At 50.2% G+C, this 18,178-nt stretch carries 12 protein-coding genes; 6 read left to right on the top strand and 6 right to left on the bottom strand.

Annotation, left to right across the window (positions count from 1 at the left end; all coding sequences use genetic code 11):
- The first annotated feature begins 38 nt into the window (after positions 1-38).
- From KP707_RS06210 to KP707_RS06220, 3 genes are all read left to right on the top strand, one after another.
- Positions 39-1,271: a DNA repair exonuclease gene (locus KP707_RS06210; RefSeq protein WP_211502477.1), complete on the top strand. Its 1,233-nt coding sequence runs from the start codon at positions 39-41 to the stop codon at positions 1,269-1,271.
- Positions 1,271-4,684 (top strand): AAA family ATPase, encoded by a 3,414-nt coding sequence (locus KP707_RS06215; RefSeq protein ID WP_211502478.1) that lies wholly within the window; start codon positions 1,271-1,273, stop codon positions 4,682-4,684. Before KP707_RS06210 ends, KP707_RS06215 begins: the two co-directional genes overlap by 1 nt.
- A 152-nt stretch (positions 4,685-4,836) precedes the next feature.
- On the top strand, positions 4,837-5,703 hold the full coding sequence (locus KP707_RS06220) for a helix-turn-helix domain-containing protein (RefSeq protein ID WP_211502479.1): 867 nt from the start codon (positions 4,837-4,839) through the stop codon (positions 5,701-5,703).
- 90 nt (positions 5,704-5,793) lie between these two features.
- On the opposite strand, the gene htpG is transcribed toward KP707_RS06220, so the two are convergent.
- The 4 genes from htpG to flgE form a co-directional block, all read right to left on the bottom strand.
- Positions 5,794-7,659, bottom strand: a complete 1,866-nt coding sequence (gene htpG / locus KP707_RS06225; RefSeq protein WP_211502480.1) for a molecular chaperone HtpG — start codon at positions 7,657-7,659, stop codon at positions 5,794-5,796.
- A gap of 67 nt (positions 7,660-7,726) precedes the next feature.
- Positions 7,727-8,794: a flagellin gene (locus KP707_RS06230; protein ID WP_211502481.1), complete on the bottom strand. Its 1,068-nt coding sequence runs from the start codon at positions 8,792-8,794 to the stop codon at positions 7,727-7,729.
- Between the two features lie 2 nt (positions 8,795-8,796).
- Positions 8,797-10,320 (bottom strand): flagellar hook-associated protein FlgK, encoded by a 1,524-nt coding sequence (gene flgK / locus KP707_RS06235; RefSeq protein WP_211502482.1) that lies wholly within the window; start codon positions 10,318-10,320, stop codon positions 8,797-8,799.
- Positions 10,321-10,345: 25 nt separating this feature from the next.
- Positions 10,346-11,605, bottom strand: coding sequence for a flagellar hook protein FlgE (gene flgE, locus KP707_RS06240; protein WP_215751666.1), 1,260 nt, complete (start codon positions 11,603-11,605; stop codon positions 10,346-10,348).
- A 300-nt stretch (positions 11,606-11,905) separates the two neighbouring features.
- Between flgE and KP707_RS06245 the strand changes: the two genes are divergently transcribed.
- Positions 11,906-13,201 carry an MATE family efflux transporter gene (locus KP707_RS06245; RefSeq protein ID WP_202206887.1) on the top strand — a complete coding sequence of 432 codons (1,296 nt, stop codon included), beginning with the start codon at positions 11,906-11,908 and terminating at the stop codon, positions 13,199-13,201.
- 38 nt (positions 13,202-13,239) lie between these two features.
- On the opposite strand, the gene KP707_RS06250 is transcribed toward KP707_RS06245, so the two are convergent.
- On the bottom strand, positions 13,240-14,286 hold the full coding sequence (locus KP707_RS06250) for an aldo/keto reductase (protein ID WP_211502483.1): 1,047 nt from the start codon (positions 14,284-14,286) through the stop codon (positions 13,240-13,242).
- Positions 14,287-14,531: 245 nt separating this feature from the next.
- The gene (locus tag KP707_RS06255) at positions 14,532-16,448 is read right to left on the bottom strand and encodes a S9 family peptidase (RefSeq protein ID WP_211502484.1); all 1,917 of its coding nucleotides are present in this window, start codon (positions 16,446-16,448) and stop codon (positions 14,532-14,534) included.
- A 149-nt stretch (positions 16,449-16,597) separates the two neighbouring features.
- Here KP707_RS06255 and KP707_RS06260 point away from each other — a divergent pair, with 149 nt between their 5' ends.
- Both KP707_RS06260 and KP707_RS06265 read left to right on the top strand, forming a co-directional pair.
- Positions 16,598-17,200 (top strand): DedA family protein, encoded by a 603-nt coding sequence (locus KP707_RS06260; RefSeq protein WP_198150526.1) that lies wholly within the window; start codon positions 16,598-16,600, stop codon positions 17,198-17,200.
- Complete coding sequence (locus KP707_RS06265; RefSeq protein WP_211502485.1) at positions 17,200-18,171, top strand: SDR family oxidoreductase; 972 nt, start codon at positions 17,200-17,202, stop codon at positions 18,169-18,171. The genes KP707_RS06260 and KP707_RS06265 overlap by 1 nt, the downstream gene beginning before the upstream one ends.
- Positions 18,172-18,178: the final 7 nt, after the last annotated feature.

Genomic DNA, 18,178 nt, shown 5'->3' on the forward strand with positions numbered 1-18,178 from the left:
CTCTTCGCTCGTTTCTGCTCTCGCGTTAGAGTGTCGCTATGTCCAGCTTCCGCTTCCTTCACGCCGCCGACATTCATCTCGATAGCCCCCTTAAAGGACTAAGCCGTTATGAGGGTCTTCCACTGGAAGAAATCCGGAATGCAACCCGGCGAGCTCTGGATCGTCTCATCGATATTGCCATCGAGGAAAAGGTCAGTTTTCTGATCCTCGCAGGCGATCTGTATGACGGAAGCTGGCAGGACGCCAGTACCGGCCTCTACATGATGAAATCTCTTAGTCGCCTCGTGCATGCTGGAATTCGAGTCATTACTCTTTCGGGCAATCATGACGCTCAGTCCGTCATCGCACGTGAGCTTCCTCGACCGGCTGGCATTGATCACTTCAGTTACGATGCTCCTGAAACCATACGACTGGAAGACATCCAAGTCGCCCTGCATGGTCAGAGCTTTCGTGAAAGACATGTTCGAAAAGACATGACGCCTACATACCCGGAGCCTGTTTCCGGATGGTTCAATATTGGTGTTCTTCATACCTCTCTTTCAGGCTACGGCGAACATGAAACCTATGCGCCCTGCTCCGTCGAAACGCTTGCGTCAAAGCACTATGACTATTGGGCTCTAGGGCATGTTCACGCCCAACAGATTGTTTGTCATCATCCATGGATTGTTTTTCCTGGAGTACTTCAAGGGCGACACATCCGGGAGACAGGCCCTTGTGGCGCAATGCTCGTCAGCGTCGAAAACAACATTGTCCAGTCTGTCACACCTGTTGCCTGTGACGTCATACGCTGGAGCCATATCGTCATAGATATAGCTGATATGCATGATCTGGATGACCTCATGCATGCCGCGAGGCTTCGTATGGAGGAAGCCCTGGCTCAGGCCGACGGACGCACCGTTGTCGCACGTGTGACGCTAACGGGAACAACCACTCTGCATGACAGCCTCTGTGCATCCACCTGCTGGCAAGACGATTTAAGGAGCGTTGCTGTCTCCCTGGATACTGGTCAGAACCAAATCGCCTTGGAGAAGCTCCGGAACAAGACAACCTCTCCGCCCACTACAAATACACTCCATGACCTGGATGCGGCTTTGTCAGAGCTCATGAGCGATCCCGAATTTATAGCAACGCTTTCTGATGACTTTGAGATGTTCTTCTCCGCGCTTCCTGGATGTGTCGAGAGAAGTGCTTTGATGGCTGATGAAAATAGTTGGCCGCTGGAAGAAGCAAGCTCTGCCTTGCGCGCACGACTGATGGGGAGCGCAAGCTGATGCGGTTTGATCGTCTTGACCTGTTCAGATATGGCGGCTTTCAAGAGCGCACTATTACCTTCCCAAAATCGGAAGGGGATTTTCACGTCATTCATGGACACAATGAAGCCGGGAAATCCACGATGCTTGCAGCTATCAGGGATTTTCTCTTTCAGTTCCCGCATCACATCAGTGCTGACTGGTTAAGTGCAGCACCCCTTCTGCGAGTTGGCGGGCAGGTAAGTCACAATGGAGCAGTACTGGAGGGCATACGACGTAGAGCCCGCACACAGACCTTCTACGCCTCCGATGACGCCACCCCCAAAAGTGACGAGTTGCTGAGACAATGGATGGGAGACCTGGACGCTAAAAGCTTCGAAACCGGATGGGCTCTTGACCATCGTCGCCTTCGTGAAGGCGGTGAAGAAATGCGCCGCCTTAAGGACGATGCAGGCCTGCAAATTCTTTCCGCAGGTCTGGGCGTCGGCGGTTTGGGCGGACTGATAACTTCTCTCGAAAAAGAAATGAACTCTCAATGGCGAAAGGGAAGCAGTACATCTGCCATTCTGAAAGCAAAGCGTGACCTTTCAGATCTGAATAAAACCCTGAGAAATACCGCAGTCCTCCCTCACGATTTAACTGTCGCCCGCGAAACGCAGGAAAAAGAAGAGAAAGCCCTTTCTGAATGTAATGCTGAACACCAACGCCTTGTCGTGCGGCAGAGAGAAAACTCTCGGGCCAGAAACATCAGCATTCCCTATCTTCAGCTTATGGATCTGCAATTACAACTTTCGCAATCAGGACTTCCTGAATTTTCTTTCTCTGAATGCGACAATTTTGAAGTTATTCTTTCAGAAATAAAAACAGAAACAACCATCGAATCTGCAACAAAATTAAAATTAGAGTCGATATCAGAACGTATAAATGAGTCCACGCCAAGAGGCAAAATTTTAGATGATGCAAACCGGATAATATCATTAACTAATAAGAATGATTTTATCAATAAAATCGATATCGATACAAATTTAAGGTTAGACCGAATTCGCAATGACAAAATCTGGATGGAGCAATTTTGGGCACGACATCGCGCAACGCCCAATCGCCTTCCTGACGCAGGCGCGCTGGACGCCTTAAATAAAAAGCTTCAAGAGCGAGAAAATTATCTTACGCTTGAGCATGAAATAAAAGATCGCTTAGAAAAATTACGCCAAGAGTTTGATCTAATACGATCTTCTAATTTTTCTTCTGACGAGCGGAAAACCGTTTCTACAGCCGATTTCGAGCACTTAAAAACCAATTTGAACTATGCAAGAAGCCTAGGTGGGATTGATGATGAAATTGAAAAATTAAAAAAGGATCTGAAAACAGCCATTCACGACACTAATGCAGCATTTGATCGTCTGCTTCCTTGGTCAGCAATTACTGAAAATCGTTGGTCGGCGCTGGATGGTCTTCCTGTTCTGGAAAAAGAGATCATTGACGAAGAGTATCTTAAATGGCGTGATCTTGAGGAGAAGTCTCTTCAGGAAAATAGCCTTCTCCTAAAACTCCAAGAAGCGCTTTCGAAGAAAATCTTTGATCGTGATATTTTGGAAAAATCTGGAGATGCTGTTTCCATAGAAGCTCTTTCAAATGCACGAGATCTCCGCGATACGACCTGGTGCAACATTCAGGGTATTTTACAAACAGAGCAATATCCGGATCCATCTGTTTTAAATGCATTTTTCATTCTTCTGAAAAACACAGATATTCTTGCAGATCGGCGCCATACTCATGCTGAGCAATCGGCTCGACTGAACGATCTTAGCCATCATATTAGCAGCATTAAAATTGAAGCTGCTCAGGTTGAGAAACATATACTCTTTATTAAATCACAACAAATTTCTCTTCAAAATACTTGGTTTGAAAAATTAAAATATCTTGGGCTGCCCGCACTTCCACCTAAAGAGTTTCTGAGTTGGTGTGACGCTAGACTTGATGCTCTTTCCAAATCAAAGCATCAGGAACAAATTGCAGAATCTTTTCAGAAAAAACAGCAGCAAAAACGTTCTGCACTAGAACAGTTATCACCTTATCTACAGGAGGCTCAGACGGATAATTTTGTTCTCTGCCTCCAGCATGCTCAAAATATTCAGGATGAATATGAGGCTCATTTAAGGAGTGCACTGGATAAAAAACAGGCCCAAGAAAGACTGCAAACTGCTATCGCAGCGGAAGAGCGTCAACTTGAGACGCTTAAGCATAATTTGGCCGCATGGCAGGTTTCATGGGAAACAGCTTGTACCTCTTGCCATTATCCTGCTGGGGCCCGGCATGTTGATCTTGTTGATGTGCAAGAGGCGCGATCAATCCAAATCCGTTTGGAAAGCGAAAAGAAAGAGCACCATAAAAATTACGCGGATATTCTGGAATTTAAAAATTCTCTCAATTTCATGCTTGAAAAGCATAACAAGAAATCGTTGGAAAATTTATGCACCTCACTTCGGCAGTCCGAAGAGGCTGAACACAAACGTCAAGAATTCATAACCCAAAGAGCAACACTCCAGGAAACTCTCGAAGCCACATCTATAAGGCTCGCCTCATTGCGGCAAAGCCTAGCTCCCATATTAATTAAGCTTGGCATTCCATACAGTGACGATCTCCATAATATCGCTGCGGAACTTAGGCATCGCGCCACTCTGCTTCAACGCCGTGATGAGCTGAACACCATTATTCTCTCCGCGGGTAACGGCCGGGGTCTTGAGGCCCTCTTGTTAGAAGCAAAGAAGTCTGACCCTGAAACACTTGAAAGGGAATCTGACGAACTTGAGCAGCAGAGTCTTATGCTAAAGCAAAAACACTCGGAAATTGAAAAGCGATTGTGGGATGCTCGGCAAATTTTGACATCTCTGGAAAATAAAGGCGGCGCGCACGAAACTGCCGAGCGGATACAGGAAGTAGAGGCAGAGCTGAATGATCGTGCAGCGCGATATGTTTCGCTTCGCCTTCAAAGCCTGATGTTACGTCGTCTCGTTGAAAAACAGCGCCAGGAAACTCATGGTCCTTTGCTGGAGAAAGCAGGGAGCATGTTTTCGCACCTCACACGACATCGATATGCAGGAATTGCTTTGGAGGACACAGGAACGGACAATCTGACTTTGTCCGGCCTTCTTCCAGATAAGTCCTCTCTTGTTCCCGTACACTCCATGAGTGAAGGGACTAGAGATCAACTTTATCTGGCATTACGACTTGCCTCGGTAGAACAATCTCTCGACCGTGGAATCCAACTTCCCTTTATCGCAGATGATCTTTTTATAACATTCGATGAAGAAAGATCTCTTTCCGGACTTGAACTTCTTTCTTCAATATCAAAACGAACTCAGATATTATTTTTCACACACCATGCACATATTGCGGATATTGCAAAGAATTTTGGTCATATTACCCGTCTTTGAAATATAAAATTTAAAGGATATTTTAATTTTTATGTTTTAGAGACATTCCTCAGACACATAACGAAATTCTATATTTTCATTCCTATGACTGAGTAATTTCGTTATAGCAGACCATTCCTGTTTTCTTCTGGAGGCTCCATAGAGTTTCTGCCATGACCCAAAAAGGGCCTTCGCCAGAGCTGCCCGCTCGCATTATTCCGCTTGCGACGCTTGCTACTCCGTCCCAAGGGCTGCAGCCCGTCGTTCAAAGACGACAAGGCGCCTCTCATGAAACGATTGAGAGCCTTCTCCCCTATTTCAATGAAGACAGAGCTCTCTTCACAATCTCACGTCATACTGGTGGAAACCTGTATATTGACCGTGAACAACTCATCAGAACCCATCAATCTGAAAAACCTGCTTTAGGTCACGAAATTCTTCTGACTAATGACAGCATTCTTATATCTGTGACACGGAGCGGTCTGCTCAATCACCTTCCTGTCCTATCCGGCCTTCCTGTGGTCCATTTTGAAACCCAGTCAGGCCCAGGTCGCTTTCTTCTCACCTGCTGTGAATTAATTCTCGATGGTGCCTTGGAAGCCAGCCCCTCTCAAACGCAGACGCGTTTGTTCAAACACCTGACAGACCTTCTGATCACAACACTTCTGGATTCTCTCGATCTGGAGTTAAGCGTTGCTGGTCGACGCAAACACCGTCAAAAACATATTCGGTCTTATATTGAAAGCAGATTACAAGAGCCTGATTTAACGCCAAAAAGCATTGCCAGTGCCTACGGTATATCATCCAGAGCGCTTTATTTGCTTTTTGATGGAGAACCAGGTGCTGTCTCAGGTTGGATTTTAAACAAGAGGCTGGAGAGAATTTATAAGGACCTGCAATCGGCTGAATACACATCTATGGCCATTGCCGAAATCGCTGCAAAACATGGCTTTAGAAATGCGGCTCATTTTTCAAGGCGCTTCCGTCAAAAATTCGGTCTTTCGCCCAGAGAACTCCGTCAGAGAAAATTGACTGGCTAGAGTTTCGTTCGTTCCCTCAAGATCCAAAAAAAGCGGAAGATTACTCTTCCGCTTTTTCCTATTCTTCCTAAATCGCCGGAAAGAAATTTATTAGGCAGTTGCAGCCCCGGCAAGCAAACCTGCAAGCAACCGAGCAAACCCAGTCGGATCTGGTAGGGGCTCGCCCTCCTGAACACGCGCGAGATCCAACAGCACGCGTGCAAGATCTTGAATGCTTTCCTTCTTTTCAACGCGCTGAGCCAAGGCTTTAATTAACGGGTGACGAGGGTTAATTTCCAGAATTGGGAGCGTTTCCGGAAGAGCCTGTCCTGATCGGCGCATCAGCCGCTGCATGGCCAAGTCCGGGCCTCCTTCAGACGTAATCACGACCGCACTATTCGTCAGGCGAACGGTACTCCGGACATCTTTCACTGCATCGCCCAAAGCCTCTTTCAACGCAGGAACCAAGGTGTCTACATTAGCTGCCTCGACTGTTTCCTCATGATCTGTCGAAAACTTCTCAAGATCTCCATGAGAATAGACGACTGAGCGCAAAGTTTTGTCGTTGTATGAATGAAGCCGCTCTGGCCAGAAAGCATCTACTGGATCAGAGAGAAGAAGAACCTCCAAGCCCCGGGCATGGAAGCCTTCCAGCTGTGCAGATGCCTTCAGAGCCTCAAGGTTATCACCTGTGAGGAAGTAGATAACGTCCTGTCCGTCCTTCATACGCGAGATATAGTCATCAAGCGTCGTTAGATCGTCACCATGGGTTGTATGGAAACGTGCGAAACTGGCAATTTCCTGACGGTGCTCGCTATCTTCCCACAATCCCTCCTTGAGAACCGCCCCAAAGTTTTCCCAGAATGCATTAAATCCAGCATCTGCGTCCTTGGCTCGTGTTTTAATCTCCGTCAGAACGCGTTTCGTGACCGCCTTGCGGATACGAGCAAGAACTGGTGTCGCCTGTAACATCTCACGAGACACATTAAGCGGCAGATCTTCTGTATCCACTACACCCTGAACAAAGCGCATCCAATTGGGAAGCAAATCTGCCTCATCTGTGATGAACATGCGTCGAACATGAAGGTGAATCTTACTTTCCCGAGACTGCTCCATGAAATCAAATGGTCGGGCGCTGGGAAGAAACAGAAGGGCTGTGAATTCTGTCGTACCTTCTGCATGCCAATGCATTGTTGCATAAGGTTCATCAAAAGCGCGCGCAATGTGCCTGTAGAATTCCGTATACTGTTCAGGGGTAATTTCGGCCTTAGGCTTGCGCCACAAAGCTGTTCCTTCGTTGGCAGCTTTCTCTTCGACTGTTCCATCCTCATTGACCTCACGCAGAGTGATTGGCCAGGAAATATGGTCAGCCCATTTGCGAATAATTGACCGAAGACGCCAGCTGTCCAGGAAGTCTTCCGCATCACTTTTCATGTGCAGAACAATGTCAGTGCCCGGCGTAGAGCGAGTGGAAGGCGTGAGGGTAAAAGCGCCCTTCCCGTCTGAAGACCAAGTCCAGGCCTCTTCTGCCCCAGCCTTGCGGGACGTCACATCCACCCTGTCGGCAACCATGAACGCCGCGTAGAACCCAACACCAAACTGACCAATCAGACTTGGGCGATCTTCAGCTTTGGCAGCATTCAGTTTTTCACCAAAGGCGCGTGTGCCTGAACGGGCAATCGTACCCAGATTTTGAGCCAGTTCATCATGCGTCATTCCCACACCGTCGTCGGAAATGACCAACTCTTTCTTGTCTTTTTCCGGGGCAATACGAATTGACGCATTTTCGGGAAGAGCAAGAGCAGAGTTCGTCAGCCCTTCAAAGCGGCGCTTGTCTGTTGCGTCGGCTGCGTTCGCAACAAGTTCACGCAGAAAAATCTCTCGATCCGAATAAAGCGCGTGCACGACAAGATCGAGCAGACGCCCCACCTCTGCACTGAATTCATGCTGTTCCGGCTGGCCTTGCGTTGCACTCATCGTCATCAATCTCCTCTTAGGAAAGTAACGAAGATATGCGACGTCAGGGTCAATTTTTCAACAGACGTCAGAGATAACTTGCAAGCGTCATACCCTTCATATTTGCGATAATGGAATATGATGCCTGGAGCTGATTGCTGGTATCATTCAATTGGACGGAAACCTGTGCGAGATCTGCATCCTTCGCCGTTCCCAGTTGGGTCGTAAGAGCGGCTTTCATCTGTGCCAGCATCGTACTCTGACTGGTCAAGCTGTTCTGCTGTATTCCAAGTGAACCACTGATATCGGATAGCCCTTCTGTCACACCGGTATTCGTCGTCTGTAATCCTTGAACTAGCTGTGTGTAATCTGTGGTCCCTGCGTCATCAGAACTCAGAGAGGCAACAACCATCAGGTTTCGCATAAGATCTCGGATCGGAGAGCCCGTTGACGTTTCTGACGATGTACTCCCCTCTGTCGCCACGATGCCTGCAGAAACTGTTTGATTAGTCCCAACGGTGATTTTTAATTTCTGCTGTGCAGCAGTAACCGGGTCAGTCGAAAGTGCAGCGGAAAATGGCTGATTCTGGCTGGTGTCTTTTGCAAGAGAAAGCGTCTCTGACAGAACATCTGACGCACTACCATTCCCCATGCTTTTTACAGTCTCCTGTATAGAAGATGCGAGACTGGAACTGCTTAAGCTAGTGCTTACGGGAGCAGTGGAAGACTGCAACCCTGAAAAAACATAGCTCCCGCCCTCCTGCGTGTTCAACAAATTACCTAAAGACGATAAATATGATTTAGCCTGTTCGGACGCAGAACTTATAGCCGTTGAGGAAACATTCCCGACAAGAGTTGAAAGAGTGTCATTCAGATTATCTGCGATTGTCGCAATTTGGCTGACTGTACTCTGCGTGACCGTTAATCTGTTTTGTGCCATGGTTACGTTGGAATTCCAGGACGAAACCTGAGTGATTGCAGGCTGGAGCGCTAGCGCCTGAGCACGTGTTTCTCCAAGCTGGGCGTAGTTGCTGGATTTTACGCCCGTAGAAGCTTGTTCCTGAAGATTATCTTTTATCTGGGATAACGAAGCCAAGTTTAGCGTCTGTTGATTCGATAATCCGCCATAACCAAACGATGCCGTAATTCCAGTCATAATCAGCTTTCAACAGCATTTAAAAGAGCGGTAAACATGGATTGTACGGAAGAAATAACTTTCGCATTGGCTGAATAGGCGTTCTGTAATGTAACGATATTGGCCATTTCAGTATCAACAGAGACAGTTGATGTTCCTGCCAGGCTTGAAGAGAGATTGGTCTGCGTTGTTTGTGCAAGAGACAGACTGCTACTTGCATTATTAGCTGTCGCAGCCTGGTTGGCTGTCAAAGACGTCGCAAGAGCCACAAGACTTTGACTTCCACTATATCCGGTAGACAATTTCCCCGTCACACCTAAATTATTGGTAGGGGCGGCTACCTGTCCTGTGCCATCTGATTGAGTGGTTCCAAACGCATAAGACAGAATGTTCTGGACAACACTACTACTTGCGGTCTCACCAGATACAAGAAGCGATGGATCGTCCTGATAGGACTGGGAAACCTGAATATTCTGGGCAAAACCAGCGCTTCCCTGAGGCACAATGGACGTCTGGGACGCATCGGGAATATTGCCACTGGATGTTGTAAATAAAGACATGCCCTGCGCATCGAAGCGGCTGGCTACAGTATAGGCTAGAGAGTCAAATTGGGCCTGCATCGTTGGGAGCGTGGTATCTCGCAGCGTTATATCGGCTCCGAGGCTTCCACCGGTCAGATGACCAGTAATATCTTTTCCGTTCAGCGTAATTGCCGGAATCGCATTAGCGTCTAAGTTACCCGGATAGCTCATACTGGTTGAAATTTGCGCTGAGGCTGTCGTCAAAGGCCAGGTGCTGGAAATGGTGTCTGCTGAACCCGAAGACGTATTGTGTGTAGGGAGCGTGACACCGTCTTGCGTGGTAATGGACATGTCTCCATTGGAGGAAACCTTCCAACTCACACCCAATTCACTGGAGAGCGATGACAGGGCCGTAAAGCGCTGATTTTCAATGTCCGCAGTATCGAGCCCTTGCCCTTTAAGAGCCATGATCTTGGTAGACAAAGAGCCAATAGTCGTCAGGTTGGTATTGATATCCGAAACTGACGAGACAACACCATCCTGTGCGTTCTGACGTTGCTCCTGCACAGTGTCTGCAAGAGTGTTCAACGACTGGGTAAAGCTATTGGCCGCCGAAAGAACTGTGCTTTGGGTGGTCGAACTCGACGCGGAGCTGGTCAAAGAAATAAGGGCTGACTGAAGATTTCCCAACTGGTCAGAAAGTGTCCCGCTGCTACCAGAATCTGCAGAGGTTGAACCTTGTAGAGCCGTGACGACAGAGAGCGCGTTGCTCGTTGTCGTATATTGGGAAACATCTGAATTCTGGGAATATAAAGCAGTTTGGATATGTGCGTTTGTAGCCAGACTGGTTGTTGCGCGTCGTACGCCGCCACCCGTCCCGTCATTTACGACAGACTGAACATTTGCGACTTCTTTGATGTAACCTGCAGTAGACGCATTGGCGACATTCTGGGAAGCCGTAGACATTCCATACTGGACGGCCTGCAAGCCAGAAACGGCGATTGAAAGTGAATCAGTTAGTCCCATGATAGAGAGTTCCCCTCACCCGGCCTTACTGAATCATCGCCAAAGTGGTCTGCAGAAGCTGATTTGCAGTGGTCACGATTTTCGTATTCGCTCCATAAGCCTGCTGCGCGACAATAAGTTTGGTAAGATCGCTGGTCAGATCCGTCGTTGAGCTTTCAGTAGAACTGGTACTGAGCGTCCCTGCCCCATTCGTGTTCACTGCATTGACTGTCGGTGCACCAGATGATGCCGTTGCCGTATATGCCTGTCCGTTTTGGGCAGAGAGCCCATTAGGGTCTGCGAACGTCGAGAGTGGTATTTTTGCAAGAAGCTGAGAAAGCCCATTATCAAATGTCGCCATCACAGACCCGTCGCTTTGCATAGACAGACCCGTGAAGGTGCCGCTTGTGACGCTGTCCGTCGTCATTGTGGGATTGGTGCTATAATTACTGCTGTCTGTTGCCAGGCTCACACCGGACGTGCTCCCGATGGTTCCCAGGTTGACGGTCATATCCTGCGGCAGCCCCGTATATGAAAAGGTTGCCGCTGAACCCGTAGACTGGGACGCTCCATTTACAGATGCCAGAGAACCATCACTGTTAAATTTCACTGTGGCTGAATTGCTCGAATCTGCTGAATTACTGACAGTCCAAACCAAAGGATCCGTGGAAGACTGTTTCCAGTTCAGGCTCACCTCCTGAGCATTTCCCTTACTGTCATAGGCTGTTGCCGTAGATGTATTGGTACCTTCTGCCCCAGAGGTGCTGCCAATTGCAGCAGACAGAGAAACAATTGTGCTCTTGGTCGGCTGAAATGCGACAGAATCAGAGATTTTGATAGGTGATAGAGTGCTACTCAAAGCACCCTCTGAACCCACCTGATACCCTTCCAGATAATAACCCGAGGTGTTGACCAGATATCCCTGGTTATTTTGTGAGAAGTCACCATTTCGCGTATAAAACTGCTGGCTGCTGAACGTCGGCGCTGTGCTGGATGTCGTGCTTCCCGTGGGTTGGACAACGTTGAAGAATCCGTTGCCTGAAATTGCGAGCGCCAGCGTATTTGTGGAAGAAACAACCATACCCTGATTGTCAGTATGCTGCCTGGTTGTCGCAGCCACACTGTCGCTCAGTGACTCCCCGTCGCTTGCCAGATCATTGCTCGTCACATAATCGGCAAAGCTTGTTGTTACAGCTTTATATCCTGTCGTCTGACTGTTCGCGATGTTGTTGGAGAGATCGCTGAAAGCATGTGACTGGGAATTGAGGCCACTGACAGCCGTGTTGAGAGAATTGATGATCGACATGGCGGACTCCGGCAGAAACTGGGCTTCGGGCCTCACGCCCGGGTGTTATCTGACCTGACAGTTCCACACCATGCGTTAACGAAACCCTTACACTCGCGGAAAACCTCCTTCTTCCTCCCACGCTCCCTTTCCTTTCTGGCAGACAGAAAACCTTCCCAACAAAGCACTTCAGGCACTGGTTCTTTGTCACGGGACAAGGCAGTATATGCCGACATGCCAGTACCATCAGATGACCCATCCAAGCCCAGAATTCCTGACGATTCTCCCATAAAGCCGGCGAGATTCGTGCATGGCAGCATCATGCGTCATGTCATCACCATGGCGGGAACCGGGGCCATTGGCCTCATGGCAGTTTTTGCTGTCGATCTTCTGAACTACTTCTACATCTCCCACCTGCATGATTCTGCCCTTACGGCCGCTATCGCTTTTGCGACGTCTCTAAGCTTTCTGCAGATTTCAGTCTCCATTGGCATGACCATTGGACTTGGCGCCTGCATTGGTCGTCTGATCGGCGCGCGCCAGCATGCGGAGGCCCGAAGTCTCGCATCTGCTTTCATTGCTGTCATGGTTGGCATCGCGGCCGTTCTGGGCACGCTCACGGCGGTATTTGCCACGCCACTTCTCAGGCTGCTTGGAGCTCAGGGAGCAGCTTTGGAAAACGCGGCGACCTTCCTGCACATAGTATCGCCAGCTCTTCCATTAGTGTGCCTGGGAATGGCTCTGTCAGCTCTGTTGCGCGCAGTTGGGGATGCCAAACGGTCCATGCGCATTACCCTGACAGGTGCGCTTGTTTCAGCTCTGCTGGACCCCTTGATGATCTTTGTGCTGCATCTCGGTCTGGAAGGTGCAGCCATCAGCACCATTCTGGCGCGATGTGCCATCACAGCGAGCGGCTTCCTGAACCTTCGGGGGCACGCCATGCTGGAATGGCCAAAGAAAGAAGCCTTTGAGCCTGCCATGCGGAAAATTGGCGGTATTGCCGTCCCGGCGATTGCAACCAATCTCGCCACACCAACAGGCGCACTGTTCGTAACTCATGCCATGGCACAGTTTGGGCTGGATGCTGTTTCAGGGCAGGCAACTATCGACCGCATTGTGCCTGTTGCGTTTTCATTGGTTTTTGCTTTGACAGGTTCTGTCGGACCCATCATGGCGCAGAACCTTGGTGCCCAACAATTTGATCGGGTGCGTGAAGCCCTGATGGCCGCGCTGAAGCTGACAGCGCTCTGTGTTGGAACCACCTGGTTTGTTCTTGCCGCCGGGCACAATGTCATTCTCCAGCTTTTCAACGTTCAGGGTATTGGGGCGGAAATCGTACGCCTGTTCTGTTGCTGGCTGGTCCTGAGTTATATGTTCGTCGGGCTGCTATTTGTCGCCAATACGGCGTTCAACAACCTTGGGCACCCTTTTTACTCAACCGGCTTCAACTGGGGACGCGCCACACTGGGAACCATCCCGTTTGTGTGGTTTGGCTCAGCTTATGGCCCGATTGGTATTCTCGTTGGGCAGTCTCTGGGTGTCGTTATTTTTGGCACGTTTGCAGTTCTGACTGCTTTCCGTGTCATTGGACGGCTCGGGCCGCACACAGCCCCCTGACAGACGCAGGCATGATCTCATGCCTGCGTCGTTGAAACTCAGGGAGCGGGATTTGAATGCACCTGGTGAATGGCGTTGATCTTGGCTTCCAGTTCAGGCGTGATCTGTAGACGGGTTGAATCCAGAATTGTCTGAAGCTGATCCGTGCTGGTGGCCCCAATGATATTGGATGTCACGAACGGACGCGACGTCACAAAAGCCACAGCCAACTGAACCGGATCCAGTCCTTCCTCACGGGCCAATGCGTGATAGGCCTCAATAGCAACATCCACACCGGGCTTCTCGTAACGCTGACCACGATTAAAGAGCGTGGTGCGTGCGCCAGCAGGGCGTGCTCCGTTCAGGTATTTCCCTGTCAAATATCCCTGAGCCAGCGGAGAGTAGGCCAGAAGCCCGACATCTTCCCGCAGGCACATCTCTGCCAGACCGATTTCGAACGTCCGGTTAATGAGATTGTAGGCGTTTTGAATGGATGCCAGCCGCGGAAGACCATTCTGCGAAGCTGCAAGGAATTGTGAAACACCCCACGCTGTTTCATTGGAAACACCGACATGACGGATTTTACCTTGTGCGACCAGATCACCCAATGCGCCAAGAGTTTCAGCAATCGGAACTTCATTGGCTGCCGGCACGTCCCGAAACGTCGTGCCGCCTTCACCAAACAACCCGATTTTACGGTCTGGCCAGTGAAGCTGATAGATATCAAGATAGTCCGTCTGCAGACGACGCAAAGAGCCTTCAACTGCATAGTGAATCTGCTTTGGCGTCAAACGGGCTTCCTCACCGCCGGGCCGAAACCACGGTGAAGAACTGCGTCCAACAACTTTGCTCGCAACAACAAGTTTGTCACGGCCGCCGCGAGCTTTTAGCCAACTTCCAACAATGGTCTCAGTCGCGCCATAGGTCTCAGCACGCGGGGGAATGGAATAAAGTTCAGCAGTATCAATAAAATTGATCCCCTGATCGAGCGCCATATCGAGCTGCGCATGCCCGTCGGCTTCTGTATTCTGCTGACCGAAAGTCATTGTGCCCAGGCAGATTTCACTGACCTGAAGACCGGTGCGTCCAAGTTTGCGATGTTTCATAGAAGGTCCGATGAGATGATTTTTTGGATGTCAGGTTGCGCATCCAACAGATAAATGCGCAACCGGTTAAGCTGAGTCTCTCCTGTGCCGGGATCAAACGCAAGGGCAGGGCATGCATGTTTGCGCTGCCCGCGACAAAGCAATTCCATTCTGTCCAATTGAATATTTCTTATTCAAAACATTCAAACATACCATTCCGGAATAAAATCGAATTTTTATAAAGTCTTCTATTTTGATTTCTTTACTCATAAGACCGGATCAGCAGATGTGGCAAAAACAGTTCGATAAAATTTCAGCTCTCTCTCAAGAGCATCTTCGACAACCTCACGGGCTCTAAAACCGTGACCTTCGTCCGGGTAAACATGGAGATCAGACTGTGCCAGTTTTGTTCTCATGGCTTCAGCCTGTGCGAGAGGCACCACCTTGTCAGCACCCCCATGCAGGAACAGGACAGGAACGGAAATTTTCTCCGCATGCGTGAGAGGAGAACGTTCCAGATACACAGCTTCCTTTTCGGGATAAGGCCCAATCAGACCATCCAAATAGCGTGCTTCGAATTTATGCGTCTCTGCTGCCAAAGCCCTTAGATCCGTAACGCCATAAAGAGAGGCGCCTGCCGCAAAGAGATCAGACTGTGCCAGCGCTGACAGAACCGTCAGGCCTCCCGCACTGCTTCCGCGAATAACGCAGCGTGTTGGATCAACCAGCCCTTGTTCAATCAGAGACTGAACACCAGCCAGGCAATCCTCGACATCTGCAACACCCCATTGTTCGTTTAGGGCTTCCCGATATTTGCGACCAAACCCTGTTGAACCGCGGTAATTGACATCAAGAACAGCGAAACCGCGGGAGGTCCACCATTGCACTTTGAAAGCAAAACCTGAATTGGCACGCCCTGTTGGACCACCATGAGCCATAACAACCAAAGGCGGTTTTTCGCCTTCTTTTAGATGCGAAGTGCTGCTCGCAGGTTTATAGAAGAGCGCATATGCCTTCGATCCACCGGCTGTTGGAAAGGAGAACAAAGAAGGCTTGGCAATGTCGTCAGGCGTAATCGTATCAGGCAGCACAACACTTGGGCGAAAACGCTCGAAATTCCCATCCATGTGACCAATAGCCAAAGAAGGTGGAGCGTCTTCGGGGGCATCAATCCAGGCAAACTGTCCATTCGACAGACGCTCTGGAACGTTGACAGGCGCCCCCATCTGAACAGTTTTCCAATGTCCATCTGCAAAGAGCAGAACGCCAGTGAGGCCTTCCCGAATTCCTAATGCGAGAAGCTGACCGTCAGGCAGTGGCGTGAGTGTTCTTTGTCCGAAGACCCAATGTGGCAGACCAATCTCAGCTCCAGCCTCTGGGAAAAACTGCTCTTTCCATCCCGTTTGATCATGCACGAATTTAACAGGCGTCCAGCAACCCTGAGCATCTGATGTCGCATAGAGGCTACCATCTGCCCCCCAACGCGGTTCAATAATGCTGCAGGGTGTCTGACCACTCAGATCTGTGGCGCGTCCAAGCTTGAGGCCGGTTCGGTCAATAGGTGCCACAAATAGTCGGGTCACTGTCCATGGCATTTCCGGATTCTGCCAGGAGAACCAGGCCAGAGAGGCACCATCCAACGAGGGGCGAGGGGCTGCATAGAAATCAGCCCCATCTACCAGAACCTTTTCCTGACCCGCCTGTGATACATGGACAAGCGCCGCTGTTGGCAGACCTTCGTCATGCGTTTCACGAACGCAGAAAACACCGTCTCCGGCTATATCCCATGTCAGATCAGCATAACACATTTCCGGTGCGCGGTCGCCAGATAACGCCTGAAACGTGCCTTCTCTGTTGCTGAACCACAGTCCGCCGACCTTTCGGTCACTGAAAACAACTTCCGGATATCCGTTTTTCAGGCGGACATCCCACGCTCCTCCACCATATTCGTGAACACGGGTTCCGACAGTTCTCTCTGGCGGGATCAGATCTACGAGTGTTCCATCGTGACGTCGTCCGACGATCACCGTGCGACCTTGCTCTTCTGGTCGGGTCTCCTGCCAGAACACCCAGTCTTCGACCGTTCTGAGTTCAGAGAAAGAAAGAGTGCGGCCAGCCACGAGTTCAGGGCCAACCCAAGAGGGCCAGTTTCCGGCTACGTGAGGAGGGCAAAGCTCAGTCATTTTTCATCCCGTGTCTGATGTCCTAATATCGTAGCTGGCGGTTTTGCCTTCCGCCATATTCGCACAGGATCACGACACTGTTTCATCTCACGCAATTTCTCGATCACCTGCTCCAGGAATATGGCTACGGCGTTATCGGCGTGACAGTCATGCTCGAAAGCATGGGCTTGCCACTGCCAGCGGAAAGCATCATCATCGCTGCGTCCCTCTATGCAGGAAGTACGCATCATCTCGAGATTCGATGGATTGCCCTTGCCGCTGTGACAGGCGCCATCATGGGCGATAATTTCGGGTATCTGCTCGGCCACCATTTTGGCTACAGCATCCTGAAGAAACACGGCAAGAAGGTCGGCTTGACTGACGAGCGCCTGATGCTCGGCCGCTATCTTTTTCGCAAACACGGCGGGATTGTTGTCTTCCTTGGACGCTTCGTCGCTGTTCTGCGCGTGTTCGTTGCTCTTCTGGCTGGAGCAAACCGAATGCCCTGGCATTCGTTTCTTTTTTTCAACGCGCTGGGCGGTCTCTTCTGGGCTGGAGGCTATGCCTTCATCACTTATGAACTCGGTAAGCAGATCGAAAAGATCACTGGGCCGGTTGGAATTGCTCTGGCCGTCGTAGGAGCCTGCTGTCTGGGAGGAGCGTTTCTCTTTCTCAAAAAGAACGAGAAACGACTGACTGAAGAAGCCATGAAACAGGCTGAAGAAGATGAAAAGCGCTCAGCCGCCGGAGCCCACGAAAAAGGACAACACTGATGACCCGTCTTCCCCAGACCAGCTGGTCTCTTGATAATCTGAATCGTCTGGATGGTCAGACCGCGCTCATTACGGGCTCCACAGGCGGCCTGGGTTTCGAAATTGCCTGTGGGCTGGCTGAGCGTGGCGCTTCCATCATTTTGAGTGGGCGTAACCTGGAGAAGGGCAGGGCGGCTCTTAACCGCCTGTATGAAAGTGTTCCAAGTGTGCAGGGTCGCTTTGAAGTGCTGGATCTTGCCTCACTGGCATCTATTGCAGCTTTTGCCACCGCTTTGCGCGAGCAGGGACGCCCCATTCAGCTTCTTGCCAATAATGCTGGCATCATGGGCCCTGCATCCCGGCTCACCACAAAAGACGGGTTTGAACTTCAGTTTGGTACCAACCACCTTGGTCACTTTGCTCTGACCGGACGGCTGCTCCCTCTGTTAGCCGCAGGCAATGCGACAATCATGACTGTCGCGTCTCTTGCTGCCCTGAAGGGTGAAATTCCGTTTGGTGATCTGAATGCCCGGCACCGCTACAATCCGATGGCACGTTACCGGCAGAGTAAACTTTCAAATCTGCTCTTTGCTCTGGAACTAGACCGCCGGGCCAAGAAAGCTCCCTGGCCCATTCATTCACGGGCTGCTCATCCCGGCTGGGCGGCAAGCGATATTGTCTCCAATAACGGCTCGCTTGATCGGAATGGTACCCCCGTTGGTCGCTGGGGTCGTAAAATTGCCCGAAGCTTTGCCGGCCCCGTGTTTCATATGATGGGGCAGACAGTGGAGGAGGGGGCTTGGCCCCTTCTCTATGCTCTGGCGTCTCCTGAAGCGCAGGACGGGGATTATTACGGGCCTCAGGGCAAGGGAGAGAGAACCGGCCTTCCGGGTGACGCCGGGCTGCCAGAGGCTGCGTCAGATCATACGCTTGCAAAACGCCTCTGGGCGATTTCTGAAGAAATGACTGGCGTCAGATACGGCCTTCTCTAAGGCCGTA

Source organism: Gluconobacter sp. P5E10 (assembly GCF_018812145.1).
GTDB classification, from domain to species: domain Bacteria; phylum Pseudomonadota; class Alphaproteobacteria; order Acetobacterales; family Acetobacteraceae; genus Gluconobacter; species Gluconobacter cerinus.

Bases quoted from the DNA above. Each gene is read 5' to 3' on its own strand.
- flgK (WP_211502482.1), bottom strand. From the start codon at position 10,320: ATGGGACTAACTGATTCACTTTCAATCGCCGTTTCTGGCTTGCAGGCC.
- KP707_RS06250 (WP_211502483.1), bottom strand. From the start codon at position 14,286: ATGAAACATCGCAAACTTGGACGCACCGGTCTTCAGGTCAGTGAAATC.
- KP707_RS06255 (WP_211502484.1), bottom strand. From the start codon at position 16,448: ATGACTGAGCTTTGCCCTCCTCACGTAGCCGGAAACTGGCCCTCTTGG.
- KP707_RS06230 (WP_211502481.1), bottom strand. From the start codon at position 8,794: ATGACTGGAATTACGGCATCGTTTGGTTATGGCGGATTATCGAATCAA.
- htpG (WP_211502480.1), bottom strand. From the start codon at position 7,659: ATGAGTGCAACGCAAGGCCAGCCGGAACAGCATGAATTCAGTGCAGAG.
- KP707_RS06265 (WP_211502485.1), top strand. From the start codon at position 17,200: ATGACCCGTCTTCCCCAGACCAGCTGGTCTCTTGATAATCTGAATCGT.
- KP707_RS06215 (WP_211502478.1), top strand. From the start codon at position 1,271: ATGCGGTTTGATCGTCTTGACCTGTTCAGATATGGCGGCTTTCAAGAG.
- KP707_RS06260 (WP_198150526.1), top strand. From the start codon at position 16,598: ATGCTCGAAAGCATGGGCTTGCCACTGCCAGCGGAAAGCATCATCATC.
- KP707_RS06220 (WP_211502479.1), top strand. From the start codon at position 4,837: ATGACCCAAAAAGGGCCTTCGCCAGAGCTGCCCGCTCGCATTATTCCG.
- KP707_RS06210 (WP_211502477.1), top strand. From the start codon at position 39: ATGTCCAGCTTCCGCTTCCTTCACGCCGCCGACATTCATCTCGATAGC.
- flgE (WP_215751666.1), bottom strand. From the start codon at position 11,605: ATGTCGATCATCAATTCTCTCAACACGGCTGTCAGTGGCCTCAATTCC.
- KP707_RS06245 (WP_202206887.1), top strand. From the start codon at position 11,906: ATGCGTCATGTCATCACCATGGCGGGAACCGGGGCCATTGGCCTCATG.